The sequence below is a fragment of the Burkholderia sp. Ac-20353 genome (assembly GCF_017104785.1).
Lineage (GTDB): Bacteria > Pseudomonadota > Gammaproteobacteria > Burkholderiales > Burkholderiaceae > Burkholderia.
Map to the genome: position 1 here is coordinate 18,796 of NZ_JAAGPL010000067.1, position 23,660 is coordinate 42,455.

Consider the following 23,660-nt stretch of genomic DNA (forward strand, 5'->3'; position numbering starts at 1 on the left):
CGCCTGTCAGTCCGGCATTGACACCTCAACATGCCGGGATGCCAAATAAACCGACCAAAGAACGAAAACATTTGGCCGCTTCGCTCTCTGCGGTGGGCCCAGCGACACCGAGGTTGCTCATCGCCGTTGTTGAAGACAACGAAAGGCCCCGCCTATCATGGACCAATCGATTCAAGCCCGCATGCGCAGGCTCGCAGTTTTGCTCGTTGTCTGCAGCGTCGCACTACTTGGAAGTCCAGTGGCCTGGTCGCAATCTCAGCAAAAAACCAAGGTCTCTTTCGAAGTGCCCGGGAAGAACTCGAAGTACACGCAGCAACACACGTTGGACGTCGGCGACATGCCGGGACATGCGGTCCGGTTGTTCGAAATTTCAAGAACGTTTCCCGAGGACCCGCCCGTGTTTGCCGGCGTGCCCGTCAAAGACTACCTGACTCAAGGCAGAAGCGACACGGTAGGCGGCAATGGTCCGGTCGTCGCCTATTACATCTTCAGCATGGCGAATGGGGACAAGGTTTTTGGCAAGTACGAAGGCATCGCACAAGCACCGGCTAGCCAATCGCCCAACAAGAGAACCGTCGTGGGTAACCTCGTGCTCACGGGTGGGACCGGCAAGCTGCGTCAGATTCGCGGGACATTTCGCGTATTGACCGATGTCGACGTTTCGACCGGCTTGAATGACACCAAGTACGAAGGCGAGTACTGGATGGAAAAATAGTCATTGCCGGGATACCGCGACGGTCGGCGCACTGTGGTCGAGTCCGCGCTCTTCCTCGTGGCCGTCGACTTCGCAGGAGCCTCCTCGACCAGGACGAAAGTTTAGCGACGAGTATGGCGCGAAACGGGCGTGAGACTGTGCAGTTGCGGGACGCCTACTATCATTCAAACCCTCTATGCGCTTCTGTCTCGTCAATCAGTTGGCGGAACCACTGGTTGGCGAAGTCCATGTCGCTGTTTACATGCCAATACATGTGAAGTTGCACCGGCGGTAAGGAAAACGGCAAATCAAGCTGTGCCAGGGAGCGACTTGTATCGATTTGCCGAGCAAGTCGTGCGGGCATGGTGAGCAAGAGATCCGACTGCTGAACGATACGGCAGGCTGAATAATAGTTCTGGCAGCGAACTGCAATATTGCGTTGCAATCCGAGATTCAATAACGCGACATCTTCGAGAACCGTCCCTTGCGAACGAGTCGACACGGCCACGTGGTTCGCCTCAAGGTAGTTCTCCATTGTTATGCTCCGCGCGGCCCAACGATCCCTGCGAGCGAGAATACAGAAGGCATCTTCCAGTAAGGGGCGGTGCCGTACCGGCTCGCTGATCGGCAATGCCACGTCGATAACCAAATCCAGGTAGCCCGCTGCCAGGGTGCTCGCCATCCGTTTGCGATCCATCGGGCTGCTCGCGAGCGTGGCGAATGGAGCCTGTTCGCCCAACGCGCGTGTCAGAGCAGGCAGAAACAGCGGTTCGATCGCATCCGGCATGCCCAGTCGAAAGGTCTGCCGAGTTTCGGCCGGATTGAACTGCCCCCACTGCTGGAGCAGTTGATGCAGCTTGGCGACCTGCTCCAGCAATCCCGGCGCCATCCTGAGACAAGTCGCTGTCGGCTGCATAGTGCGCCCGTCTCTTACGAAGAGCTCGTCGTTCAGATGCTCTCGCAGACGGCCGAGCGCATGGCTGACAGCTGAAGGCGTCAGGGCCAAGCTTTGTGCTGCGCGACTCAGGTGTCGTTCCCGGTAAACGACTTCAAAGATCTTGAGCAGATTGAGATCCAGCTGCTGAATTCTTCTATGCTCCATAGTCGGAGCATCTGATCGCTCATCTCTCTGATCCGGCTTTCTTGAGCCCATGATTGCGTTGTTTGCTAATCAGACGTCAGTTCGAAGGAGAAGATGGATTGCTCGACAAGGCTGCTCAGGTACACGGTCCTGCCGTGTTGGCATACGCCGGTGACCATGGCGTACTCTCCGTCAGTCCACTGGCAATCGTGAACCACGCGGCCCTCAGCGTCAAAGGCCTTCGCCCAAGTCACTCGCTCTGGAGCGGGTTGCAGGACAGCAGGCAATCGAGCCGCGAGCTTCCGAATCGGAAGCGGCATTTTGTGCAGTTTATCGACAACAGGATTGCGGGGCGACGCCAGCGCCACCCACACCAAGCCGTCCGCGCTCATCGAGCAATTGTCGGGAAAGGCAGGGAGCTCCGCAAAGATCTCACTGCACCCGGCCTTCTGCCCCTTTAACCACAACTTGCGCAGCCGATAGGCCCCAGTCTCCGCGACCACAATCCAGGACTCGTCGGTTGCCAGCGCCAAGCCGTTGGCAAAATAGAGTCCCTCGATCAGTTGCTCGACATGGCCGGCCGGGTGGCGGCGAAACAGGCGGCCGGTGGGGATGTTCTCCACGATATCCTTGCGCCACTCGTGGACCGTGTATCTATCTGTAGAACTACTGAAATATATGGTTCCGTCTTCGGCCGCAACCACATTGCTGCAAAACGGGAGCGGCCGGCCGGCATATTGGCTCACCAATGTCTTCAGTTCTCCGGTGCGCGGGTTCAGTTCGAGCAGGCCTTTAGGGCTATCGCAAATGAGAATACGACCGTCCGGAAGTACCTCCAGCCCCAACGGACGCCCGCCGGTATCGGTCAATTGCTGCGTTTTTCCGCTTTGAGGATCGATCCGGAGAACCCGCCCATCGTTCACACCGGCGATTAGATAACCTTCACGGTCGACCACGACATCTTCCGGCGCCTGTCCCGGAATTGAAATCAGGCGCCTCTTGAATTGTGCTGCTTGCATGGGTCTCCTCCTACGTAATGACTATCAACGCTCGGGCTTATTGCGCGAAATCCAGGCCATGCACATGATTCCCGACACCGGAGCCTGACCGGCCTCGTCTTTGATCACGACCGGCACTTCGATTTTTCCCTCGGTTTGTCCGCGCAGAGACTCGCCCTGCTCGAACGTAAGCAAGGCCGTTGCGGACACGGCACCTCGAATGGGTTTGTGCAGATCGATCTCGAAGCGTCTCAGCACCACTATGGCATTCGTCGACAGATGCTGGGCCACCACCAGTCCAGCCGCATATTCCGCCGGCAACGTCATTGCAACCGCGTGGACTCCGCGGATGTGGTTGCGCACGCGCGCGCGATTTGCCAACGTCAAGGTCACGCTGTAAGGCCCGATCTTTTCCGCCTTGACGCCCACCGTGCGATAAAAGCGCGAGAAACGTCCGAATACGAAATTGAACAAGGGCAACCGAAGCGCACGCGGCATCCGGTTCAGTGCGGCAAGGACAGCGTTGATCCGATTCCGCGGAGCATTCTCGAGTAGTGTGATCGCCATGATCTCAGCTCAGTTTGACGACCCAGGACAGCGGCAACCGCTTCATCAGAAAGCCGAGCGGCGCCCAAGGCCACCGCGGCACGAACGCTGTATTCGGTTCCTTTTCGATAGCGGCGGTGAGCAGCCGACAGCCCTTGGCGGCATCGATGATGAAGGGTGTCTTGCCGGGCGAGGTGTTCTCATTCAGTTCCGTGCGGATGTAGCCCGGATAGATTGTGCTGACCTTGATGGCGCGCTTGCGAAGTACGTCGGCACGAATGCCTTCCGCCATTGCGGCGACACCGACCTTGCTGGCAGAGTAGGCCGTCATGCTGCCGCGCAGGCCGCGCATCGCGCTCATCGAAGAGATGACAACCAGATGGCCGGAATTCTGCGCCCGAAAGCTTTCCATGGCCGCCTCGCTTTGTGCAAGCGCCGCGAGGAAATTCGTTTCAACCGTCCGTTTGTTCTCGCTGAAGTTACCCCTGCCTACGGGCGCACCGGAGCCAACGCCAGCGTTCACGATGATCCGGTCGATGGAACCCATATCGATTGCAAACGCCCGGAAGACTTCGAACACCTGGTCATGATTTGTGACATCCAGTTCGCGGATCCATACCTTGACGTTTGGTGCGGTCTTCTGCAGTTCCTGCTTGAGTTCCTTCAGTCGATCGAGGCGTCTCGCGCAAAGTGCGAGGTTGCAGTTGCGTTTTGCAAACTCCCGCGCCATGCCGGCGCCAAGTCCCGAACTGGCGCCTGTGATAAGAATGTTCCTGCGCATGATGATTCACTCAATGATGTCGATACCTACAGGACTTTCCGGCAGTTGCCGTACCGCAGATCAGCGATCGGTCAGCAAGCCTGCGTCGTCGCCTTCGAAATGCGTATGGCTATTCAGGGAGGCCGGACGAATGCCTCTTTGACCAACGATCGGCTTGGTGATGCCGCAGTTCGTCAGCCCTACCCGAATGCCGATGCGGGATAACATCTCGCCTGACACCTGACAGCATGCCAGGCAGATGCGTCGGTTGCCGCCGAGTGGAACGCGCCAGAAAATCGTCGCCCCCCTCTACCCAGTAAGCCAAGGTATTGCCGAGGTCCATCAGGGGATCGCCGAGCGTCGCCAACTCCCAGTCCAGCACGCCGATCACCCGCGTTGGCTCGCGCGGGTCGAGCACCACGTTGTCGAAACGGAAATCGTTGTGGGTGATACAAATCCGCTCGTGCGACGGCAAGTTGGACAGGAGCCAATCCATGATCCCGTCGCCGCTGGGAACGTTCCACGTGCGCGCGTCACGATAACGCTTGCTCCAACCCTCGATCTGACGGAGCGTATACCCGCTTCCGGCACCGATGGCCTCCAGACCAGCCGCCTTGTAGTCGACCTTGTGCAGAGAGATCAGCGTGTCCAGTACGGCGAGACACAAGCTTCGGACATGAGGCGCGGAGAGTTGCAGCCCCCGGGGCAGGTTTTTGCGCGGGATGATGCCGTTCAGGCGCTCCATCACGTAGAACTGCGCGCCGACAACCGATTCGTCGGAGCAATAGGCGCGCATTTCGGGCACAAACCGGAATGCCGGTTTCAACGCATGCTGAAGACGATACTCGCGGCCCATGTCGTGCGCCGATTTCGCTTTGGTGCCGGCGGGAGGGCGCCTCAGGATAAGGTCGTCATTGTCGTACTTGAGGCGATAGGTCCAGTTCGATGCACCGCCGGAATATTGGGTAATTTCCGGCCGTCCTTGTAAATCGGGCAGTTTTAGCTTGAGCCAGGCGTCGATCGCACTGCCGTCCAGCTCCTCTCCGGCCCGTACCGCGCCAGCATGGTCCAATACTGCAACCACATTCATGCTGCTACCTCTTTCCGTTGTTGCATCCGCGCTTCGATTTTTGCCACCTGTCGGCCGATCAAACGCAGATACCATGCATACGGCAAGTACCGCTTCATGCGCCAAGCCTTCAGCGAGTCCGCGTGGGTCAGGATGTGCGTGTCGCCGCGAGCCACTCCATTGGCGATTTTCCTCGCGATTTCTTCCGGGCCCACACGCGCCCTCTCCACCAGCCGTTTCGTGAACCGCTCGGACTCCGCATCGCTCGCACGCATATGCTTGGCCAGATCGGTGCGGAAGAACGCCGGACACGCGACCGAGACGTAAATGTTGTCGCGTGCCAGCTCGAGCTGCAAAGTTTCGGACAACGCCACTACGGCCGCCTTCGTGGCATTGTAGGCAGCTGCCTTGGGCAAATGAAGCAGGCCGGCCATGGACGCCACGTTGACGATCTTGCCGCTCCCCTGCGCACGCAGCATGGGGGTGAAAACCTTGCAGCCGCGTACAACGCCAAGCAAGTTGATGTCCACCACCCACTGCCAATCGTCGAGGGAAACGTCTGCGATCGGTCCCATTTGAGCAACGCCGGCGTTGTTGTACAACACATCGACGCCGCCCCAGTTGGCTCGCAGCCAGTCGGCTGCGCGCTGCAGATCCGCTTCTTCACGCACGTTACACGGCAGGTAGTGGGACCGCACGCCCATCCGGACGAGATCCTTGACGAGCGCTTGCCCGCGATCATCATCGATGTCGCCGATCAAAACGCTCGCGCCTGCGCGGGCATAGTGAAGCGCCAGCTCGCGACCGAGTCCGGACGCCCCCCCGGTTATGAATACGCGTTGCGGTTTCATGCCAGCTCCGCCTCTCGTCGCTTGTATTTGGCCAATTCACGACGGGCGACCATCGCACGATGTACCTCATCCGGCCCGTCGGCCAGACGCAGTGCACGCGCCATCAGAAACAGATTGGTCAACGAGACATCGTGAGACATGCCTGCGCCACCGTGAATCTGGATAGCCTGATCGACCACGCTTTGCAGCACGTTGGGTGCCACCACCTTGATGGCGGAAATCTCGGTCATTGATTCCTTGACCCCGTGATGGTCAATTTTCCACGCCGCGTATAAGGTCAACAGTCGGGCCTGATCGATCGCCATACGTGCATTCGCGATCCGCTCCAGATTGCCACCCAGCTTGATGAGCGGTTTGCCAAAAGCCTCGCGTCGACTGGCTCGGGAGATGGTCAGCTCCAGCGCGCGCTCGGCGGCACCAATCGCGCGCATCGAATGATGAATGCGTCCCGGGCCCAGCCGACCCTGGGCGATGAGAAAACCCTTGCCCAGACCGAGGATCACGTTCTTCCTTGGCACACGCACATTGCTGAACTCCACCTCGCCATGGCCGTACGGTGGGTCGTATTCGCCGAAGGTCGGCAACATGCGCGTGATGCGGACGCCTGGCGTATCGAGCGGCACCAGCACCATGCTATGTCGGCTGTGCGGCTCCGCATCGGGGTTGGAAACCCCCATGAAGATGGCCAGCCTGGCGTTCGGGTGCCCGATGCCGGTGGACCACCACTTCTTGCCGTCCAGCACGAGTTCGTCGCCGTCCTCTCGAATCGTCGCGGCAATATTTGTGGCGTCGGACGAGGCCACATCCGGTTCCGTCATGCAAAAGACCGAGCGAATTTCCCCGGCCAGCAACAGCTTGAGCCACTGCTCCTTTTGCTCCGCACTACCGAAGTGATGCAGAACCTCCACGTTGCCGGTATCGGGGGCATTGCAATTGAAGACCTCGGCGGAAAACTCGTAGCGCCCGGTCAGCTCTGCCAACGGCGCGTACTCGAGGGTGGTCAGTCCGCTCTCGGACGGCAGGAACAAATTCCAGAGGCCGGCTTCGCGCGCTTTCGCCTTGAGCGTTTCGATCACGGGCGGGACACGCCACCGGGACCAGTCGGCATCCGGATTCAGGCAACGATTTTCTTTGCGGTAGGAATCTTCGATCGGCACGATGTGCGTGTCGATGAACTGGCGCATGCGCTCGATATACTCAACTGCCTTGGGACTCGGAGAGAAATCCATTTCAATACCCTTGATTATTGATAGTCGCGCAGTTCCCTGCGGAGAACCTTGCCGACAGGCGACTTCGGCAACGAATCGACGAATGCGATCTGCTGTGGGCGTTTGTAGTTGGTAAGGTTCCGGGCGCAATGCGCGCGGACCTGCTCATCCGACAGTTGCGGATCCTTCCTGACGATAAACAGCTTCACCATTTCGCCGGAACTCTCACTCGGCATGCCTACTGCTGCAGCCTCCAGTACGCCCGACAAGGAAACGGCGACTTCTTCAATTTCCGCCGGGTAAACGTTGAAACCGGAAACCAGGATCATGTCCTTCTTACGATCCACAATACGCACGTAACCACGCGCGTCTATCACGCCTACGTCTCCGGTTCTGAGAAAGCCATCGCGGCCGAGCACCAGTTCCGTTTCATCGGGGCGCTGCCAATACCCGGCCATGACCTGGGGACCCGAGATATAGATTTCACCGACGTCACCAGGAGGCAACGCATTGCCTGCGTCGTCGCGGATCGAAACAGTCACGGATGGCAAAGGCAAACCGATGCTGCCGTTGAATTCGTTGCGATGTGTCGGGTTGCAAGTTCCCGCACCGGTGGTTTCCGTCATGCCCCAGCCTTCGAGAATCCAGCGGCCAGTCAATTGATGCCAGCGTTCTGCTACTGCCTGCTGAGTGGCCGTGCCGCCTGCCACGAAAACCCGACAATGCGAGTAATCCACCTGTCGGCTGGCGGGATGATTGAGCAAGGCGTTGTAGAGCGTATTCAACCCGCACATGAGGTGAAAGCGCTGCGCCTTCATCGTCTTGACGAGACCTGCTATATCGCGCGGATTGGGAATCAACGTGCTGCACGCCCCGACGCCGAACCCCACCATCAGCACGTAGATCGTGAATATGTGATACAGCGGCAGCGGAAGCAGCATCGCGGGGTGAGCGACGGCCGGTTCGTCCTGCAACGCGACGTTCAGCCACGTACCTGCGATGGTCGCCGCAGCAAGCAGGTTTCGATGGAGCAGCATTGCGCCCTTCGCCACACCTGTGGTGCCGCCTGTGTACTGCAACATGGCCAGATCGCTCTGATGCAGTACGACCTCGCGTAACGGCAGCGACCGGCCTCTTGCAACGGCCTTGCCGAACGCGTGATGACCAGGTAAGGACCAACGCGGCACAGTCTTGCGCACGCGTCGCATCGCGAAGTTGATCGCGCCTCCCTTCAACACGCCATACAGGTCACCCATCGAGGCGACGATAACGTGTTTGACCTGAACTTCGTCACGCACCTGCTGCAAGGTGCTGGCGAACTGCTCAAGGACGATGATGGCTTCCGCACCGCTGTCGTTAAGTTGGTGCGCGAGTTCGCGAGCCGTGTACAGCGGATTGACGTTCACCACCACGTAACCGGCGCGCAAAACGCCGAACATGCTGACCACGTTCTGGATGCTGCTTGGCAGCATGATCGCCACCCGTGCGCCCTTATCCAGTCCCAGGTGCTGCAGCCATGCCGCAAATGCGCGCGTGTAGACATTCAGCTCGCGATAGGTGAACGTCTTTCCCAAGCATTGAATTGCAGGACGCGTGGCAAATCGGCGCGCCGCGTCGTCAAAGTAGCTGCAGATCGACGACTGGCCGTCCAATTCGATTGCCCGGGGCACCTGCCGCGGATAGCTGTCAAACCAGCTTTCTCGACGGAGCGATTCGTCTTCTTCCGAGCGCCGCTGTGTGTATTGGTATTCCATGTCTCCCCGCCTCACGTCTAGTGACATGTGCATGCTAAGGCGGACGAGCCAATGAATGAACTGAAGTTTTTTACGCCAACAGGATGAACGCAATTCATACAATGCGGATCATGGCCTGGCGGATTTGTCGCTGGATGAATACGCGTTGACCATGCGTGGCGTCGGATGGCGTCAGGAATGGACGCACACGCACGCCCCCGCATACGTGTTCATTTCAAGGTCGCAAGGGCGTCGGTTGCGGCTCGAATCAGATGGTCGACATCAACCAGTCTCTGAAAGTGCTTGCGGGCGCAGAAAAAGGTCGGTACTTGGCATGGACGAGATAATCGAATCGGCCGGTCTCGTAGAAGAAATCACCCAACTTCCTCAGCGCACCCGATTCGATCGCTTGCCGCGCCATGAAATCCCATCCGAGCGTCACGCCAAGTCCTTCCAGTGCTGCATTGAAAGACAGTGTGACCTGATTGAACGTAATCGCGTTTCGGGGAATCTGATACCGCACGTTGAAGTGATCGAACCAATCCTGCCAGTCGAGGCAATTCCACTGACTGGAGTCAAGCTGTATCAGCGGCAACGTGATCAGGTCTTCGGGTGTGACAGGAGACGCAACGTCCAGGTCGGGGCGACAGATCGGATACACGACTTCGGGGAACAGCGGTGCGCCCTCAAGTGTCGGCCAGTCGCAGTCGCCATAAAGAATGCCGAAGTCGCTTTCGCTACAACTGCGCTCGTTGATGGTGTTCGTCGAAATGACATTGACGGTTATCTGTCGACACGGGCACGACGCTGACTGACCTACAGTTCTTAACCTCTCTTCAAAAAGCAGGTTGCCGTAGCAGTCGCGAGCAGCTTTCCATCGGACGACTTCAACGTGCCCTCCGAGGTCGCGATGTTTCGCGAGGTGTGGACCGAGCGAGCCTCGGCCACCACATCCTGATCAAGCGGCACGGGACGCAACATCTTCACTTGAAGGTCGATCGTGCCGTATCCGACACCGGCCTCCAGCTGCGAATGGACAGCACAGCCCGTCGCGGAGTCGAGTACGGTTGCAGCGAAGCCGCCGTGAACGCCGCCCAGAGGGTTGAGATGCTGTTTTCCTGCGCGGGCCGAGAGCTTCACGTACCCGGGGTCGACTTGCAGAAACGTCATGGGCACGGTCTCTGCCATCGGCGAGCGCGGCAGGTCGCCGGTCACGACTGCGCGCAGCAGTTCAAGACCGCTCATTTCAATTGGGTTCATTTCTACCTCTTGCGCTTTCTCAAGCGAGTACCGACCGGAAGACGACTTCCGTGAACTCGTACAACGGCGCGTCGCTCTTCTCCGCGCGCATCCGCAACAGCGCGCCTTCCCAGCTGTTCAAAATGAATTGGGCGAGCAACGGTGCGGGCAGTCGGGTGCCAATGGCCCCCGTCGCCTGAGCTTCGGCAATGCAATCCTCGAAGAGCGCGGCCCACGTCTTGAAGTGCGTCGCGAGCCGCTCACGAATCACCGTGCTGTGATCCGCGACTTCGAGACTGAGGTTTCCCATCAGGCAACCTCGGAGATAACCGCCCGCCCGATAGCCGCGAATCCGTTCGTCGAAATACGTATGCAACCGCACCAGGGGCGGGATGCTCTCGTTGGTCAGGAGCGCGCGTAGTTCGCCGAGGCCCCGCTCGAAATAGGCGTCGACCACTTCTTTCCCGAAGTCTTCCTTGCTCTCGAAGTGGTTATAGAAAGACCCCTTGGGCACTTCGGCCGCGTCGACGATTTCCTTCACGCCCGTCGCGGCATAGCCGGAGTCGTGCAGCAGGCGAAGCCCTGCTCGAAGCAGGTCGCTGCGCGTATGAGGATTGGGCCTGGGGCCGCGGCGAGCCGCCGTCGTCTTCGATTCCATCGATGTAGATTCCAACAAATATAAATGACCGGTCGTCTCCAATTCTAGCGACATCGAGTCGGCTGTCAAGTGAATTGACTCGCATCTGCCGCCGGCACCTTACGTCCGTACGCTTGCCAATCCGGCGAAACGCCCTCATGAAACTGTTTCTAGGTAGGGAATCGAGCGTATGCACGGCGACGCTGACAGCACCGAGCCGAATTCGCCGTTGCTTCGAGTCGCCCCGCTGTTGACTAATTCAAGACGACCGGTCACACTATATTTACCAAATGAGTCTGGATGCGTCATGACTGCTCCGGCCCCGAAATTCTCGAACCGGGTTCTCGCCACCTGTTGCCGCACCCACGTGCAAAGGATCTTCTGATGTCCTCGTCATCGCTCTTCACACCGCTCGATGTCGGTCGCTATAAGCTCGCCCATCGTGTCGTCATGCCTCCGCTGACGCGCATGCGCGCCGGCGTCGGGACCGTTCCGAATCACCTCGCCCCTGAGTACTACGGTCAACGTGCCACCGAAGGCGGCCTGATCATTGCCGAAGCCACACAAGTCACCGCCTCTGGGCAGGGTTATCCGGCGACCCCTGGCATCCATTCCCAGGAGCAGGTGGACGGATGGCGGAAAGTGACCGAAGCCGTACACGCGAAGGGAGGAATCATCTTCCTGCAGCTGTGGCATACCGGCCGATCGTCGCATTCGAGCTTCCAGCCGAATGGTGAACTTCCCGTCGCGCCGTCGGCGATCGCGATCACCGGCCAGACCGCACTGACGCCGGAGTGGAAGCCGGTGCCTTACGAGACGCCGCGAGCACTGGAACTGGACGAGATTCCCGGGATCATCGACGTCTATCGTGAAGGCGCACGTAACGCCATGGCCGCCGGATTCGATGGCGTCGAAATTCACGGCGCGAATGGCTATCTGCTGCAACAGTTCCTCGACGACTGCTCGAACAAGCGCACCGACATTTACGGCGGTTCGATCGAGAATCGCGCCCGCCTGCTCCTCGAGGTGACGCAAGCGCTGATCGAAATCTGGGGTGCCGACCGTGTCGGCGTCCGTCTGTCGCCGTTCGGCACCTATAACGATGTCGGTGATTCGGACCCGATCGGCCTTTACGGCCATGTGCTGACGCGCCTGAGCGAACTCGGCATCGCCTACGTCAGCCTGATCGAGGCGCGCACGAGCTCCGGCATGGAAATCGAAACCCCGCAGGAAGTCAGCCAGCTTCGCCCGTTCTGGCCGGGAACCCTGATCCTCGCCGGCGGGTTCACGGCAGAGTCGGCAGACGAGGCCATCCGATCGGGGCAGGCCGACGCCGTGGCATTCGGCCGGCAGTTCATCGCCAACCCCGACCTGCCGGCCCGGCTCAAGCTGGATGCGCCGCTCAACCACCACGACCGCGCGACTTTCTATGGCGGCGGCGCAGTTGGCTATACCGATTACCCCGCGCTGGAGACGGCGGGCCATACGGAGTGACGTCGAGGCTCACGGGGTCATTGGCGTCGTGAGCCTCCCGGCCATTCAACCAACCGAAGTGCAAATCTTTAAGGGACATTGAATATGAAAGTCGTCGTTCTCGCCGCCACCGGCCAGGTTGGCCGCACGGTCCTCAGCGAATTGATCAGCCGCGGTCATCAAGTCACCGCGGTCGCGCGCACTCCGGACAAGCTTCCCAACAGCATCCATACCGTGCGCGACGATCTGAGCAGCGCGGACCGAATCGCGGAGATCATCGCCGGGGCGGATGCAGTCGTCAGCGCCTTCGGGCCGCCGAAGGAGGACGCACGTTTCTTCAGCGACGTGAGTTACACGGATCAACTGCCCGAGGTGATCGAGCGGGCGATCAACGCTGTCCGCAAGGCTGGTGCCCCCCGCCTCATCATGGCCGGCGGATGCGGCTCGCTGTGGTTTTCGCCGGGCGTGACGGTGCTGGAATCGGGTCACTGGCCCGAAAAGCTGATCCCGATCGCGACTTCTCACGTGAAGGCATTCGCAGCGTTGCGGGCGTCGGATATCAACTGGACGTATTTCAGCCCGCCCATGCAGATCGAGCCGGGCGTGCGCACGGGCAAATTCCGCCTCGGCGGCGACGACCTCATCAAGGACGAACAAGGCAGAAGCTGGGTCTCCTTCGAGGACTACGCAATTGCGTTGGTCGATGAACTGGAGAAACCGGCTCACGAGCGCGCGCGCTTCACGATCGGCTACTAAAGCGTCTGCATCGGGTGTCGAGTTCGGCACCCGATGCCTTGACCCGAAGTGGGGCACATACTCATTCTGACTAGTTCGTGACCTCCCTATCGGAACCGGCGTGTATGGAGAGAGTTTTATGATTGTTCAGTTCGTCTTAGACTACCGAAGCATCTACTCATATCTGGCCAATACGCAGATGAGAACACTGGGCGTCCCTGTCGACTACCAGGTCGTCGACATCGTTGCGATCATGCGAGAAGTCAATAACCAGCCTTCTCCCTTGTGCCCTCCGAAGATGCGGTACGCACACGTCGACGCAATGCGTTGGGCCCAGCGCTATAACGTACCCTTGCGCCCCAACACATCGCTGCTGAATGCGATCCAGCAGAAAGTGCCAAGCAACGCGCTCTTGTCGCGCGTCGGGCTTGCCGCGCAGCACATCGGGCGCTTTCAGGAAGTCAACGATGCGCTGTTCGACGCTGTATGGGCAGGAACAGACGATCTCGCAACGGAAGGCGGACGCAAGGCATTCGTGACGAGCCGCGGGCTCCCTGCGGAGATATGGGACATCGCTGACTCGCACGAAATCGCGTCGCAGTTGGCCACGAACAACGAACGCGCCATTGCAAACGGTGTTTTCGGCGCCCCGACCTTCTTCGTTGGCGAGGAAATCTTCTTCGGCAACGACCGATTGGTCTTCGTAAAAGAGACCCTGGATCGCATTATGGAGAGGATAGCGAAATGAGCAAAAAACGCCTATTGATTACTGGTGTCGGCCCCGGAACCGGGAGTGCTATCGTCCGGCGCTTCGTCGAGGGTGGTTATGACGTTGCGATGATCGCTCGAAACGAAGAGCGGCTGAGGAAGATCGAGTCCGAGGTGGCTGGCACAAAGGGCTTCCCCGTCGACGTAATCGACACGCCACGTTTCCAGAGCACGCTCGACGAAATCGTTTCCGAATTTGGCGCGCCGGATGTAGTAGTTCACAACGCCGTCGGCGGAGCGTTCGGAAATTTCATGCAGATCGATCCAGCGATCGTCGAAAGGAATTTCAGGATCAACGTCATGGCGTTTCTTCACCTGGCGCGACATGTGGCACCCGCCATGATCCAGGCCGGCTCAGGTACCATCGTTGCAACAGGCAATACTTCCGCCCTCAGAGGCAAGAGCAACTTCGCCGGCTTCGCGCCCACGAAAGCGGCCCAGCGCATTCTTGCAGAGTCAATCGCAAGGGAGCTCGGCCCACAAGGGATCCACGTTGCATACGTACTGATCGACGCCGTGATCGACGTGGAATGGACCCGTTCGGCCCGTCCCGACGCGTCGGACGATTTCTTCATTCAACCAGCCGACATTGCCAATGAGGTGTGGCATGTCGCGCATCAGCCAAAGAGTGCGTGGTCATTTAACGTCGAGCTCAGACCGTTTAGGGAGATTTGGTGAACCCTCTTGTCAGAGCGTTCTTTTTCTCGATCCTATTGAACGAGATCGTCAGTACGCCCATATTCCTGGAAATCAATATGTCTTTCATCGGAGGTATTTACCGCCGCCCGTAGCTTTTTCGTGGCGGCAGCCCAGTGAAAAGGCACCTGAACGACTGCGCGGCGCGCAGGTGCGCGGGTCAGGAAAAGCGCCGCGATTGCGCGCAGACCGCCGACGTCAATCGAACGCGCCGGTCGGGCTGCGACGGGTCAGCAGCACGCGGCGGCTGCCCAACTCCTCCAGTTCCTCGGCGGACAGGCCGCGCTCTGACAGCACCTCGGAATTGCACTCTCCCTGGAAATAAGGCAAACCCGGCGCAGGCAGATCCGAACGGCTGAAACGCCAAGGCGGTCCCGGCATCCGCAACTTGCCGCCTTCGCGGTCGTCGACCTCTACGATCGCGCCCCATTCTTTGGCCCACTCCGAAGACGCGATGTCGTCGATGCTGCGAACAACGCCAATCGCCAAGCCCGCCTCGCTCACCTGTGCCTGGAGTTGATCGAGATCCGAGAAAGTCAGCACCCAGGACCGCACTTCGTCCATCAAGCTGGCGAGATTCTCGCGCCGCAGTGCGGCCGACGCGTAGCGAGGATCCTTCAACAGATCGAATCGCCTCATCACCGTGCAGTACCTGACAAAAATCGGCGAGAAGATCGGGCTCCCTGCGATGGTAATTCGCCGCCCGTCCGGAAGCTCAATGATCGGCGACTCGTTGGCGCTCAGCGCATAGGGCTCATCGTCGACGTCCAACCCCGAAAGGAGCGCGCCGGCACGCTCGTTGACCGAGAGCATCGTCGCTGCCATGGAGACATCGACGTGCTGCCCTTCACCAGTGTGCGAGCGGTGATGGAGCGCAGCCAGAACAGCGATGCCCCCCTGCAGCCCCGTGTAGACGTCGGCGTGGCTGCAAGCATCATTGTGCAGCTGCGTCATTGCGCCCGCGTAGTGCTGCTCGAGGATATGCGTCAGACCTGACTCGGCGTGAACCGTAGGTGCAAACGCCGGACGGTTTCGCCACGGGCCAGTTTGCCCATAACCAGTGATCGACACGTAGACCACTGACGGGTTGAATTTGATCACGTCCTCGTAAGCAAATCCGAAACGCGCCAGCGTGCCGGGGCGGAAGTTCTCGACGATAACATCGGCATCGCTGCATAGCTCGCGGACGATCTTGCGAGCCTCCGGCCAGTTGAGGTCGAGGCTCACGTTGCGCTTGCCCGCATTTTGCTGCGCGTAGTAAAGCGACATGGTGCCGACGTGCGGCACACCAGCGCGACCGAGGTCGCCCGATGGCGGCTCGATCTTTGTGATATCAGCGCCGAGATCCCGAAGGGCTTTGGTACAGCCGGGGCCGGCGAGGACGCGAGTGAAGTCGATGACCTTCAGACCCGCGAGCGGTGCGCCACTCATGATCAGTTTCCTTCGAAAGAGGCAGTGCCCGGCCCGGTTGCAGCAAAGGCCGCGAGCCCGCGTACGCGATCCTGGCTGGCCCACATGTCATCGTTGGTCCGCGCCTGCTGCGCGTCCGCGGCGCGGACGCCGCCACGCGCGGCGAGGTTGGCCAGGCGTTTGATGCCACCCAGCGCCACGGTGGCGCCAGCAGCCAGCTGGCGCGCCCACGACAACGATGCATTGCCCAGTTCGCTTTCCTCGACGACGAGGTTGATCACGCCCCAGCGCTCAAGCGTGCGCGGATCGTGGCGGCGCGCGAACATCGCAATCTCCTTGCCGCGTGCGGCGCCGGCACGCTGCACGACACGTTGCACTCCGCCAAGCAGCGGCAGCAGGCCGAGCGTCGCTTCGGCCAGGCCGAATGACGCGGTATCGGCAGCGACGATCATGTCGCAGAGCAACGCGAGTTCGAAGCCACCACCGATTGCCGCCCCATGCACTGCTGCAACGGTCGGCACTGGCACATCCTCGAGCGCGGCCCAAAGCTTCTCGAAACGATCCTGGTCGCCGCGCTCAGCGTAGATGACGTTCAGGTCGGCGCCAGCGCAAAAATGCCGCATCGAACTGCGTAGCAGAATCGACCGGCAGCCTTGCTTCAGCGCCTGATCGTACGCGGCCATGAGCTCAGACAGCAGGGCGTCGTCAATCAGGTTATGCGGTGGCTTGGCAAGCGTCACGACGCCGACGCTGCCATCTTTGTGGTACTCGACTGCTGACATGGCGTTTCTCCGAGAGACACGAGTAAGAGTCATTGCGACGGCCCTATCCTTCGATAGCGAGACCGGTGACGCGATCACTCCGGCGCGAACGCCAGCAGCGGTTTCACGTCGTGTGCAGCACGTTCGGTCGCCGCGAAGGCGTCGAATGCTTGATCGATCGTGTAGTGGCGTGCGGCCGGCGGCTTCAGGCGCCCAGCGGCCATCTGGTCAAGCAGCGCACGGAGTGCGTGGCCGCTTTCACTCACGCTCTTGCGTGCGAGCCAAACGTAGAGAAACCAGCCGCGGATCTCGGCTGCGGAATAGACGAGTGCCGGAGCGAAAATCGGCATCTCGAAGGCCGCCGGATCAGTCTGACGATGCGACGACAAGGCCCCGTAGACGAGCAGGCGCCCACCCGGGGCCAGTTGACGCGCAAGTGTGGCGCCAGTGCGGCCGGCGACGCAGTCGATTGCGCTCACGATGCCATCGCCGCCGGTCGCTTTCTTCAACTGCTCGGGCCAGCTCTCGTCCGCAGTGCATATCACGATGTCACCGCCAAGATCCCGGATCTCGGCCACTTGCTCGGCACGGCGGACGAGATTGATGGTGTGGAATCCCCGCATTTCCGCGATCTGCAGGACAAGGCGGCCAACCGCCGAACCAGCCGCGCTCTGGACCAGCCAGTCGCCGCGGCCGAGGCCGTGCTCGACGGTTGTCATCAGCCATGCCGTCAACGGGTTGACCAGCGCTTGTGCAGCGTCCTCGTCGGAGATACCGGGCGGCACCGGTATCGCACGTTCAGCCGGGCTGATGACCTGCTCCCGCCAGGTTCCAGGCACGTTCAGCATCACGACCCGCTCGCCGATACGCGAGCGCGGCACGTCGTTGCCCACGGCGTCGATGATGCCAACGCCTTCGGACCCTGGCGAAGCGGGCAGCTCGGGCTGACGCTGACGGGCGAATCGTCCGCGAATGACGTGCAAGTCGGAGGGATGCACGGGCGCCAGCAACATCCTCACGCGGACTTCGGAAGGCCCGGGCACCGGCTCGGGCAATTCCCTGCAGTGGATGACCTCCGACGGCTCACCGTTGCGTTCGATGATCAGTGCCTTCATGTGCGTTCTCCTTCGCTCAAGTTACGGTAGTCATCATCGCGAGGCTGCGGTTCCCCTCCAAGGTCGAATCCTGCCAATGTCAGGGTGATTTCGCGTCATGACTCAACAGCGGCGACGCCCCTACACCGGAAGCCCTTGCAAGACATCAAAGGACTTCCCACGGATCATCAAATGTGGCAAGGCACCGGGCCGCACGGCCAACGTGCCGGTTAATAGCCGATGGTGAAGCGCGCCCGCTCGTGTTCGGGCTTCTCCAGTTCATCTACCAATGCGACGGCATAGTCCTCAAATGAGATCCAGCTCTTGCCGTTCTCGTCCCGGATCACGTTATCGCCGCCTAGACGGAACTTGCCGGTGCGCGCGCCCGGACCGATTTGCAGCGGAGGGCTGAAGTAAGTCCAGTTGATGTCCGACACACGCAGCGCCGCAAATGCATTGATGTGCGATAACGCAATCGGAACGAACTGTGCAGGCCAAACGATGGAATCGATCAACTTCATCCCGGGCGCGAATTCAAGTGACCCAGAGCTACCTACGACGATCAAGCGAGGAGCATTAGCTTTCCGAACCGCGGCTATAAGCCGCTCCGTGACGTCAACCAGTTGATCGGTGTAACCGGTGTCCAAAGTGAAGCGGGCATCATTGCGAGGCGGCCCGTATGCGCTGACGACGGCGTCCGCGCCGCTGACGATATCGGCGATACGATCGACCCTCGTCAGGTCGTCCTGAACAACGGTGACGCCGGCAGGCAATGGCTTCGGCAGTTTGTCGACGTTGCGGGCGACTGCCGTCACCTCGTGCCCTCGGCTAACCAGTTCATTGAGGAGGGTACGGCCGACGCGGCCAGTCGCGGCCACGAGAGCGACTTTCATTGCGATTGGTCCTGTGGAGTTGTGTCGCTTCTTGATGGACTGCTGGCGACTATGCAGTCCTATGTCGCCCGAGAGTTGATCCATTGCTTATAGGGGGCGTTTTACATTGCTGCGCAATCAACGTAACCGACGGTTCGGTCGCTGTAGAAAAGCAAGCCGTCATACGCATTCAACAGAACCGCGCCGAGATGTGAGTGAATCAACCCTTCAGGGCGAGGATGCGGCGTGCGTCGGCCGGCGTCGCGATCTCCAGCCCCATACCCTCAAGCACTTCCCGCACCAGCGTGACTTGCTCGGCGTTCGTTTTCGCGAGTTGACCCTTGCGTAACCACAGTGAGTCCTCGAGACCGACTCGCACGTGTGAGCCCTTCGCCGCGGCCAGCGTCGCGATTGGTATCTGATTGCGCCCCGCTCCGAGCACCGACCACACGTAGTTCTCGCGCCCCAGCAGGCGGTCGGCGGTGCGACGCATATGCAAGACGTCTTCCGGATGGGCGCCGATGCCGCCCAGAATGCCGAAGACGGACTGAACAAAGAACGGCGGCTTGATGAGTCCGCGCTCGGCAAAGTGTGCGAGCGTGTACAGGTGGCCAATGTCGTAGCACTCGATCTCGAAACGCGTTCCATTCTCTTGGCACGTTCTGAGGATATATTCGATGTCGGCGAACGTGTTACGGAAAACTCGATCGCGAGAGCCCTCGAGATACGGCACTTCCCAATCGTATTTGAGCTTTGGGAATCGGTTCAGCATCGGAAACAGGCCGAAGTTCATCGACCCCATGTTCAGCGAAGCAATCTCGGGTTTGAAAGTTTCCGCAGGACGGAGCCGTTCCTCGATCGACATCGTCGCCGCGCCACCGGTGGTGATGTTGACCACTACGTCACTTCGCCGCTTGATGCCCTTGAGGAATGGCTCGAAAGCGTCCGGGGACTGGTCTGGCCGCCCTTCGGGGCCCCGCGCGTGCAGATGGACGATGGCAGCGCCAGCCTGAGCCGCGCCGACGGCGGCTTCCTCGATCTCTGCCGCTGTCACCGGCAAGAACTCCGACATCCCGGGCGTGTGGATAGAACCGGTGATTGCGCAAGTAATGATGGCTTTGTGTTCGTTCGACATGCTGCTCTCCTGTTTGAAGATCACACAAACGCCTAGCAGATCATTCGCGCGCTCGTGCAATCTATTCGAAGCACCGCGACGGAAACGTAACGCCCTCCGTTGGCCATGCGCCCGAATTGCGTGACGCGCGAGCCACCAGCAAAGACTCGTTACCAATATGCTGCCGATGCGCCCGCCGCCGAGGAAGGTCGATTTCGGTCATTGCCGGGGTGATTTGTCGCCACCGTGGGCCACGGTCGACTTCACACGTGACGGAATTTGGCCGTGTGTGTACACGCGTCAACACTTCGTCTTCCGTGCCGCCATGACGCGTGTTCGAGCAGCGCTTCGGGGCAGGAACCGGTCTCGATGCAGTCAACGGCTCGTTCAGCTATCTACCGCCGGTTGTGATGCCTGCCTGTGGGGGCAACCCGAATAGTTAAGGGGGTCATTTTCTGCCATCATGAAATAGGTTGATCTTTACGAGGAAGTGAATGGCATCGGCTTCGAAGGCCGTGGGTGGCGACGTCTTCGTGGGGCATTACGGCGGAGCTCATGCGGCGACGATGACGCTTTTCGGGCTGGACGCGCTCTTTGCCGAGATGGCCGATGAAGGCGTCTCGGCGCGGGAGGTCCTGGCCGATACGGGGGTGCACATGCGTCAACTCAGCGATCCTCGATCGCTGATTTCGCGCCATCAGAGGCTGGCCATCTACCGCAACGCGTACCGCTTGGCCAAGCGTGCCGACGTCGGTCTGCTCGCGGGCGCCCGTCAGCGAGTTAGCGACTTTGGCATTTACGGCTATGCCATTGCCAGCAGCCCTACGCTAGGTGCGGCGCTAGACCTGTGTCTCAAGCACCTCCATCAGGCAGGCCCCGTGCTGCAAATCAGTTCGAGCATCGAAGGTGATACCGGGATCCTGCGCAGCCACGATCCATGGTCCGTCGGGGACCTGCTTCCGTTCGTGGCGGAATTCTGGCGCGCCTCCATTAACTCCCTGCTCAGCCGCGTGCTCGAGGCACCGTTTCCTTCAGTCCGGATGCTCCTCCCTTATCCCGCTCCCGCACATTGGCGAGCCTATACGCAAATGTTCGGCTGTCCGGTGGATTTCGGCGCTGACGTCATGGAGTGGCACTATGACGCGAAAGCACGCGGGCGCGAATTGCCGAATGCGAACCCGATGACTGCGCTGGTTTGCGAGGACTTCTGTGAGGAGTTATTGGCCGGAGTCGAGAGCAACTCGGAACTCGTGCCCGCAATACATGCCTTCTTGGTCAGGCAGCCGGGCCGATTCGAGAACATCGATGCTTTAGCCGAGCGCTTCGGCATGTCAGTGCGCACACTACACCGCAGGCTTGCGGCTGAAGGTACTTCGTATCAGGCGATCCTGGACGAGGTCCGCCTTCGGCTGGCAAAACAATATCTCGCTCAGACGACGTTGACGATGGAGCAGATTGCGGAGCGGCTGGGGTTCTCTGACGCGTCCAACTTCCGCAAGGCGTTCAAGAAGTGGACAGGCACCGTGCCCAGCGACCAGAGACCCGCGCAGCCGGTCGCACCACGGTAGCCGATTGGCGGGACCCGCAGGTGATAATGCGTGGCCTTGCGCGCGGTTTTGCTCATATGTCCGGGGGAAACTGTCAAGAGGCCCGGGATGAGAATTCACTTCACGACGACCTCCGGCACGCGGGGTACGTGCGAGGTCCTACGGTCGGTCGTCGCCACCAGCGCCGCCGGAATTCCCGGGAAACCATGAATGGCGGAAAGCAGCCGGAGTCGAACCGACCAAGGAGCGTCTGACGCCCCCTACTGGATTTGAAGTCCAGCCGCACCACCGGATGCGAATGCCTTCCCCTGAGAAAAAACGCGTGCCTACGCCGTGCTATCAAGCCAACCGCTGTCGCGGCGCAGGAGATGAAGATCGCGGTGGAAGCGAGTATACCCAACGCGATCGAAGAACTCGAGAATCTGGATCGCGCGCTTGCGGCCGAGCCCCGTCGCGTCGCGGAACGCCGCCGCATCGACGCCGCCCGCCCGCGCGTGCGCGAGTTGAGCGACGAGCAACGCGAGTTCCCGCATCACGTCCGCGTGATAGAACAGATCGCGCACGACCTGATGCACGTCGCCGCGCCGCGCGAGCTTGCGCAACAGCGCGCGCACGGCCGCTTCGGCCGCGCCGGTCGTGCCGGCAAGATCGCGCACCCACGGCGGATCGAAACGCCCGGCCCTGACGAGCGGCAGCAGCGTTTGCGCGAGCGCTTCCTCGCGCGCATCGAGACGCACCACATGCGACGGCAGATGCAGCCATGGGCCGCTTCGCGCAATGTCGCCGCCTTCGATCAGCGCGTCGACCAGCGCGCGCCACAGCACGTCGCCGACGAGCGGCGCGACCATCCGCCGCAACCTCGCGGCATCGAGCCCCTGCTCGTCCGGCATCCGCTCGTGATACGCGCACAGCGTCTCGATCGCCTTTTCCTGCAGCGCCCGCCAGTGCGTGCGCGCGATCACCCAGCCGTCGTTCGACGCGGCACCATGCTGGCCGATCGCCAGCGCATCGTCCGGCAACGTCAGCGCATCCGGCGCGAAACCGGTCAGGTGCGTGAGCGTCGCGCGCGGAATGCCGAGCGGCGCCTCGGCGAGCAGCGCATCGAGCCGCCGCTCGTCGAGCCACGCCGCGAGCGCATCGAGCCATGCGCGGCGCGCCGGTGTGCGGCGCTTGCGCGCGGGCCCGAATGGATCGAGCACGCGCCCGCCGCCGACCGTACGTGTCGCCTGCGGATTGCGCACGATGTAGCGGTCGCCCGGCAGCGCGAACACCGGTTCGTCGAACACCAGCTGCACGCGCATCCGTTGCCCTGCCGCGAGCGCATCGCCGTCGAGCAACGCGACATGCGCGACCCGATGCAGCGTGCCGAGATGGACGTGCAGCGGCGCCCAATGCGTGAGCGTCACGCCGGCATCCGCGAGCAACGTCAGCTCGACGTCGAGCCGCGGCGACGTCGCGGCGAGCCGCGCATCGGCAACCGTATCGCCGCGCGCGATGTCCGCCTTGTCGACGCCGGCGAGATTCAGCGCGCAGCGCTCGCCCGCGTGACCGACGTCGACGGCGCGATTCTGCGCATGGATGCTGCGCACGCGCGCCGCGTCGCCGGTGCGCACGATCGCGAGCGTGTCTCCGGTCGTCACCCGGCCCGCAAACGCGGTGCCGGTCACCACCGTCCCCTGTCCCGCCAGCGTGAACACGCGATCGACCGCAAGCCGAAACAGCCCGTCGTCCCGGCGCGCGCGCGATGCAATCGCGACGTCGAACAAATGGCGCTTCAGCGCCGCGACGCCTGCATCGTCCGCGATGGTCGCGCAAGTATCGAAGATCGGCGCGCCGGCCAGCGTCGAATCGTGCAGCCACGCGGCGATCTCGTCACGCACCTGCGCACGGCGCGCGGCGTCGACGCGATCGCATTTCGTCAACGCGACTGCGCCATGCGTGACGCCGAGCAGTTGCAGGATCGCGAGATGCTCGCGCGTCTGCGGCATCACGCCGTCGTCGGCTGCGATCACGAGCAGCGCGAAGTCGATTCCGCATGCACCGGCCGCCATCGTATGAATCAGCTTCTCGTGCCCCGGCACGTCGATCAGGCCGAGCACGTCGCCGTTGTCGAGCGGCGCATACGCATAGCCGAGCTCGATCGAGATGCCGCGCGCCTTCTCTTCCTTCAGACGATCGGTATCGACGCCCGTCAGTGCGCGCACCAGCGTCGTCTTGCCGTGATCGATGTGTCCCGCGGTGCCAACGATCATGCAGCCGGCCCCGCGATGCTTGCGCATTGCGCGACGAACGCCGCTTCGTCGGCGGCCTCGAGGCAGCGCAAATCGAGCCGGTGCACGCTGTCGGAGACGCGCCCGAGCACGGGCCGCGGCAA

At 61.0% G+C, this 23,660-nt stretch carries 23 protein-coding genes and 1 tRNA gene; 6 read left to right on the forward strand and 18 right to left on the reverse strand.

Going from position 1 to position 23,660, the window contains the following annotated elements:
• Positions 1-157: 157 nt before the first annotated feature.
• Positions 158-715, forward strand: a complete 558-nt coding sequence (locus G3N94_RS20125; protein WP_241021962.1) for a hypothetical protein — start codon at positions 158-160, stop codon at positions 713-715.
• Between the two features lie 160 nt (positions 716-875).
• On the opposite strand, the gene G3N94_RS20130 is transcribed toward G3N94_RS20125, so the two are convergent.
• The 11 genes from G3N94_RS20130 to G3N94_RS20180 all read right to left on the reverse strand — a co-directional run bounded on the left by G3N94_RS20130 (position 876) and on the right by G3N94_RS20180 (position 10,837).
• Positions 876-1,796, reverse strand: coding sequence for a LysR family transcriptional regulator (locus G3N94_RS20130; RefSeq protein WP_205794338.1), 921 nt, complete (start codon positions 1,794-1,796; stop codon positions 876-878).
• A gap of 65 nt (positions 1,797-1,861) precedes the next feature.
• A complete protein-coding gene (locus G3N94_RS20135) occupies positions 1,862-2,794 on the reverse strand; it encodes an SMP-30/gluconolactonase/LRE family protein (protein ID WP_205794339.1) in 933 nt (310 codons plus the stop codon).
• A 24-nt stretch (positions 2,795-2,818) separates the two neighbouring features.
• The gene (locus G3N94_RS20140; RefSeq protein ID WP_205794340.1) at positions 2,819-3,340 is read right to left on the reverse strand and encodes a DUF4442 domain-containing protein; all 522 of its coding nucleotides are present in this window, start codon (positions 3,338-3,340) and stop codon (positions 2,819-2,821) included.
• 4 nt (positions 3,341-3,344) lie between these two features.
• The gene (locus tag G3N94_RS20145; protein WP_241021963.1) at positions 3,345-4,100 is read right to left on the reverse strand and encodes an SDR family oxidoreductase; all 756 of its coding nucleotides are present in this window, start codon (positions 4,098-4,100) and stop codon (positions 3,345-3,347) included.
• A gap of 109 nt (positions 4,101-4,209) precedes the next feature.
• Positions 4,210-5,169 carry a phosphotransferase family protein gene (locus G3N94_RS20150; RefSeq protein WP_205794341.1) on the reverse strand — a complete coding sequence of 320 codons (960 nt, stop codon included), beginning with the start codon at positions 5,167-5,169 and terminating at the stop codon, positions 4,210-4,212.
• Positions 5,166-5,999: an SDR family oxidoreductase gene (locus G3N94_RS20155; RefSeq protein WP_205794342.1), complete on the reverse strand. Its 834-nt coding sequence runs from the start codon at positions 5,997-5,999 to the stop codon at positions 5,166-5,168. The genes G3N94_RS20150 and G3N94_RS20155 overlap by 4 nt, the downstream gene beginning before the upstream one ends.
• Positions 5,996-7,228, reverse strand: coding sequence for an acyl-CoA dehydrogenase family protein (locus G3N94_RS20160; protein ID WP_205794343.1), 1,233 nt, complete (start codon positions 7,226-7,228; stop codon positions 5,996-5,998). Before G3N94_RS20160 ends, G3N94_RS20155 begins: the two co-directional genes overlap by 4 nt.
• A 14-nt stretch (positions 7,229-7,242) precedes the next feature.
• A complete protein-coding gene (locus tag G3N94_RS20165; RefSeq protein WP_205794344.1) occupies positions 7,243-8,961 on the reverse strand; it encodes an AMP-binding protein in 1,719 nt (572 codons plus the stop codon).
• Positions 8,962-9,208: 247 nt separating this feature from the next.
• A complete protein-coding gene (locus G3N94_RS20170) occupies positions 9,209-9,787 on the reverse strand; it encodes a LysR substrate-binding domain-containing protein (RefSeq protein WP_205794362.1) in 579 nt (192 codons plus the stop codon).
• Entirely contained in the window at positions 9,766-10,200 is a 435-nt protein-coding gene (locus G3N94_RS20175; protein ID WP_205794345.1) for a PaaI family thioesterase, read from the reverse strand. Before G3N94_RS20175 ends, G3N94_RS20170 begins: the two co-directional genes overlap by 22 nt.
• Positions 10,201-10,219: 19 nt before the next feature.
• The gene (locus G3N94_RS20180) at positions 10,220-10,837 is read right to left on the reverse strand and encodes a TetR/AcrR family transcriptional regulator (RefSeq protein ID WP_205794346.1); all 618 of its coding nucleotides are present in this window, start codon (positions 10,835-10,837) and stop codon (positions 10,220-10,222) included.
• 363 nt (positions 10,838-11,200) lie between these two features.
• Between G3N94_RS20180 and G3N94_RS20185 the strand changes: the two genes are divergently transcribed.
• From G3N94_RS20185 to G3N94_RS20200, 4 genes are all read left to right on the forward strand, one after another.
• Positions 11,201-12,310 carry an alkene reductase gene (locus tag G3N94_RS20185; protein ID WP_205794347.1) on the forward strand — a complete coding sequence of 370 codons (1,110 nt, stop codon included), beginning with the start codon at positions 11,201-11,203 and terminating at the stop codon, positions 12,308-12,310.
• An 84-nt stretch (positions 12,311-12,394) separates the two neighbouring features.
• Positions 12,395-13,045: an NAD(P)H-binding protein gene (locus G3N94_RS20190; RefSeq protein WP_205794348.1), complete on the forward strand. Its 651-nt coding sequence runs from the start codon at positions 12,395-12,397 to the stop codon at positions 13,043-13,045.
• Between the two features lie 118 nt (positions 13,046-13,163).
• Complete coding sequence (locus tag G3N94_RS20195) at positions 13,164-13,772, forward strand: DsbA family protein (protein ID WP_205794349.1); 609 nt, start codon at positions 13,164-13,166, stop codon at positions 13,770-13,772.
• Positions 13,769-14,470, forward strand: a complete 702-nt coding sequence (locus G3N94_RS20200; RefSeq protein ID WP_205794350.1) for an SDR family NAD(P)-dependent oxidoreductase — start codon at positions 13,769-13,771, stop codon at positions 14,468-14,470. Before G3N94_RS20195 ends, G3N94_RS20200 begins: the two co-directional genes overlap by 4 nt.
• A 216-nt stretch (positions 14,471-14,686) precedes the next feature.
• On the opposite strand, the gene G3N94_RS20205 is transcribed toward G3N94_RS20200, so the two are convergent.
• From G3N94_RS20205 to G3N94_RS20225, 5 genes are all read right to left on the reverse strand, one after another.
• Positions 14,687-15,919, reverse strand: coding sequence for a CaiB/BaiF CoA-transferase family protein (locus tag G3N94_RS20205; protein WP_205794351.1), 1,233 nt, complete (start codon positions 15,917-15,919; stop codon positions 14,687-14,689).
• A gap of 2 nt (positions 15,920-15,921) precedes the next feature.
• Positions 15,922-16,680: an enoyl-CoA hydratase/isomerase family protein gene (locus tag G3N94_RS20210; protein ID WP_205794352.1), complete on the reverse strand. Its 759-nt coding sequence runs from the start codon at positions 16,678-16,680 to the stop codon at positions 15,922-15,924.
• A gap of 74 nt (positions 16,681-16,754) precedes the next feature.
• A complete protein-coding gene (locus G3N94_RS20215; RefSeq protein WP_205794353.1) occupies positions 16,755-17,774 on the reverse strand; it encodes a zinc-dependent alcohol dehydrogenase family protein in 1,020 nt (339 codons plus the stop codon).
• Positions 17,775-17,983: 209 nt separating this feature from the next.
• Positions 17,984-18,646 (reverse strand): NAD(P)-dependent oxidoreductase, encoded by a 663-nt coding sequence (locus G3N94_RS20220; RefSeq protein ID WP_205794354.1) that lies wholly within the window; start codon positions 18,644-18,646, stop codon positions 17,984-17,986.
• A 199-nt stretch (positions 18,647-18,845) separates the two neighbouring features.
• Entirely contained in the window at positions 18,846-19,760 is a 915-nt protein-coding gene (locus G3N94_RS20225) for a 3-keto-5-aminohexanoate cleavage protein (RefSeq protein WP_205794355.1), read from the reverse strand.
• Between the two features lie 473 nt (positions 19,761-20,233).
• Between G3N94_RS20225 and G3N94_RS20230 the strand changes: the two genes are divergently transcribed.
• Positions 20,234-21,307 carry an AraC family transcriptional regulator gene (locus tag G3N94_RS20230; RefSeq protein WP_205794356.1) on the forward strand — a complete coding sequence of 358 codons (1,074 nt, stop codon included), beginning with the start codon at positions 20,234-20,236 and terminating at the stop codon, positions 21,305-21,307.
• Between the two features lie 190 nt (positions 21,308-21,497).
• Here G3N94_RS20230 and G3N94_RS20235 read toward each other — a convergent pair.
• Both G3N94_RS20235 and selB read right to left on the reverse strand, forming a co-directional pair.
• Positions 21,498-21,593: transfer RNA gene (locus G3N94_RS20235), tRNA-Sec, on the reverse strand.
• 19 nt (positions 21,594-21,612) lie between these two features.
• Positions 21,613-23,538, reverse strand: a complete 1,926-nt coding sequence (gene selB, locus G3N94_RS20240; protein WP_205794357.1) for a selenocysteine-specific translation elongation factor — start codon at positions 23,536-23,538, stop codon at positions 21,613-21,615.
• Positions 23,539-23,660: the final 122 nt, after the last annotated feature.

Excerpts from the sequence above, each read along its gene's own strand:
- G3N94_RS20180 (WP_205794346.1), bottom strand. The coding sequence starts at position 10,837 with ATGGAATCGAAGACGACGGCGGCTCGCCGCGGCCCCAGGCCCAATCCT.
- G3N94_RS20165 (WP_205794344.1), bottom strand. The coding sequence starts at position 8,961 with ATGGAATACCAATACACACAGCGGCGCTCGGAAGAAGACGAATCGCTC.
- G3N94_RS20185 (WP_205794347.1), top strand. The coding sequence starts at position 11,201 with ATGTCCTCGTCATCGCTCTTCACACCGCTCGATGTCGGTCGCTATAAG.
- G3N94_RS20130 (WP_205794338.1), bottom strand. The coding sequence starts at position 1,796 with ATGGAGCATAGAAGAATTCAGCAGCTGGATCTCAATCTGCTCAAGATC.
- G3N94_RS20210 (WP_205794352.1), bottom strand. The coding sequence starts at position 16,680 with ATGTCAGCAGTCGAGTACCACAAAGATGGCAGCGTCGGCGTCGTGACG.
- G3N94_RS20150 (WP_205794341.1), bottom strand. The coding sequence starts at position 5,169 with ATGAATGTGGTTGCAGTATTGGACCATGCTGGCGCGGTACGGGCCGGA.
- G3N94_RS20215 (WP_205794353.1), bottom strand. The coding sequence starts at position 17,774 with ATGAAGGCACTGATCATCGAACGCAACGGTGAGCCGTCGGAGGTCATC.
- G3N94_RS20145 (WP_241021963.1), bottom strand. The coding sequence starts at position 4,100 with ATGCGCAGGAACATTCTTATCACAGGCGCCAGTTCGGGACTTGGCGCC.
- G3N94_RS20160 (WP_205794343.1), bottom strand. The coding sequence starts at position 7,228 with ATGGATTTCTCTCCGAGTCCCAAGGCAGTTGAGTATATCGAGCGCATG.
- selB (WP_205794357.1), bottom strand. The coding sequence starts at position 23,538 with ATGATCGTTGGCACCGCGGGACACATCGATCACGGCAAGACGACGCTG.
- G3N94_RS20225 (WP_205794355.1), bottom strand. The coding sequence starts at position 19,760 with ATGTCGAACGAACACAAAGCCATCATTACTTGCGCAATCACCGGTTCT.
- G3N94_RS20135 (WP_205794339.1), bottom strand. The coding sequence starts at position 2,794 with ATGCAAGCAGCACAATTCAAGAGGCGCCTGATTTCAATTCCGGGACAG.
- G3N94_RS20205 (WP_205794351.1), bottom strand. The coding sequence starts at position 15,919 with ATGAGTGGCGCACCGCTCGCGGGTCTGAAGGTCATCGACTTCACTCGC.
- G3N94_RS20195 (WP_205794349.1), top strand. The coding sequence starts at position 13,164 with ATGATTGTTCAGTTCGTCTTAGACTACCGAAGCATCTACTCATATCTG.
- G3N94_RS20190 (WP_205794348.1), top strand. The coding sequence starts at position 12,395 with ATGAAAGTCGTCGTTCTCGCCGCCACCGGCCAGGTTGGCCGCACGGTC.
- G3N94_RS20140 (WP_205794340.1), bottom strand. The coding sequence starts at position 3,340 with ATGGCGATCACACTACTCGAGAATGCTCCGCGGAATCGGATCAACGCT.
- G3N94_RS20220 (WP_205794354.1), bottom strand. The coding sequence starts at position 18,646 with ATGAAAGTCGCTCTCGTGGCCGCGACTGGCCGCGTCGGCCGTACCCTC.
- G3N94_RS20175 (WP_205794345.1), bottom strand. The coding sequence starts at position 10,200 with ATGAACCCAATTGAAATGAGCGGTCTTGAACTGCTGCGCGCAGTCGTG.
- G3N94_RS20200 (WP_205794350.1), top strand. The coding sequence starts at position 13,769 with ATGAGCAAAAAACGCCTATTGATTACTGGTGTCGGCCCCGGAACCGGG.
- G3N94_RS20125 (WP_241021962.1), top strand. The coding sequence starts at position 158 with ATGGACCAATCGATTCAAGCCCGCATGCGCAGGCTCGCAGTTTTGCTC.
- G3N94_RS20155 (WP_205794342.1), bottom strand. The coding sequence starts at position 5,999 with ATGAAACCGCAACGCGTATTCATAACCGGGGGGGCGTCCGGACTCGGT.
- G3N94_RS20230 (WP_205794356.1), top strand. The coding sequence starts at position 20,234 with ATGGCATCGGCTTCGAAGGCCGTGGGTGGCGACGTCTTCGTGGGGCAT.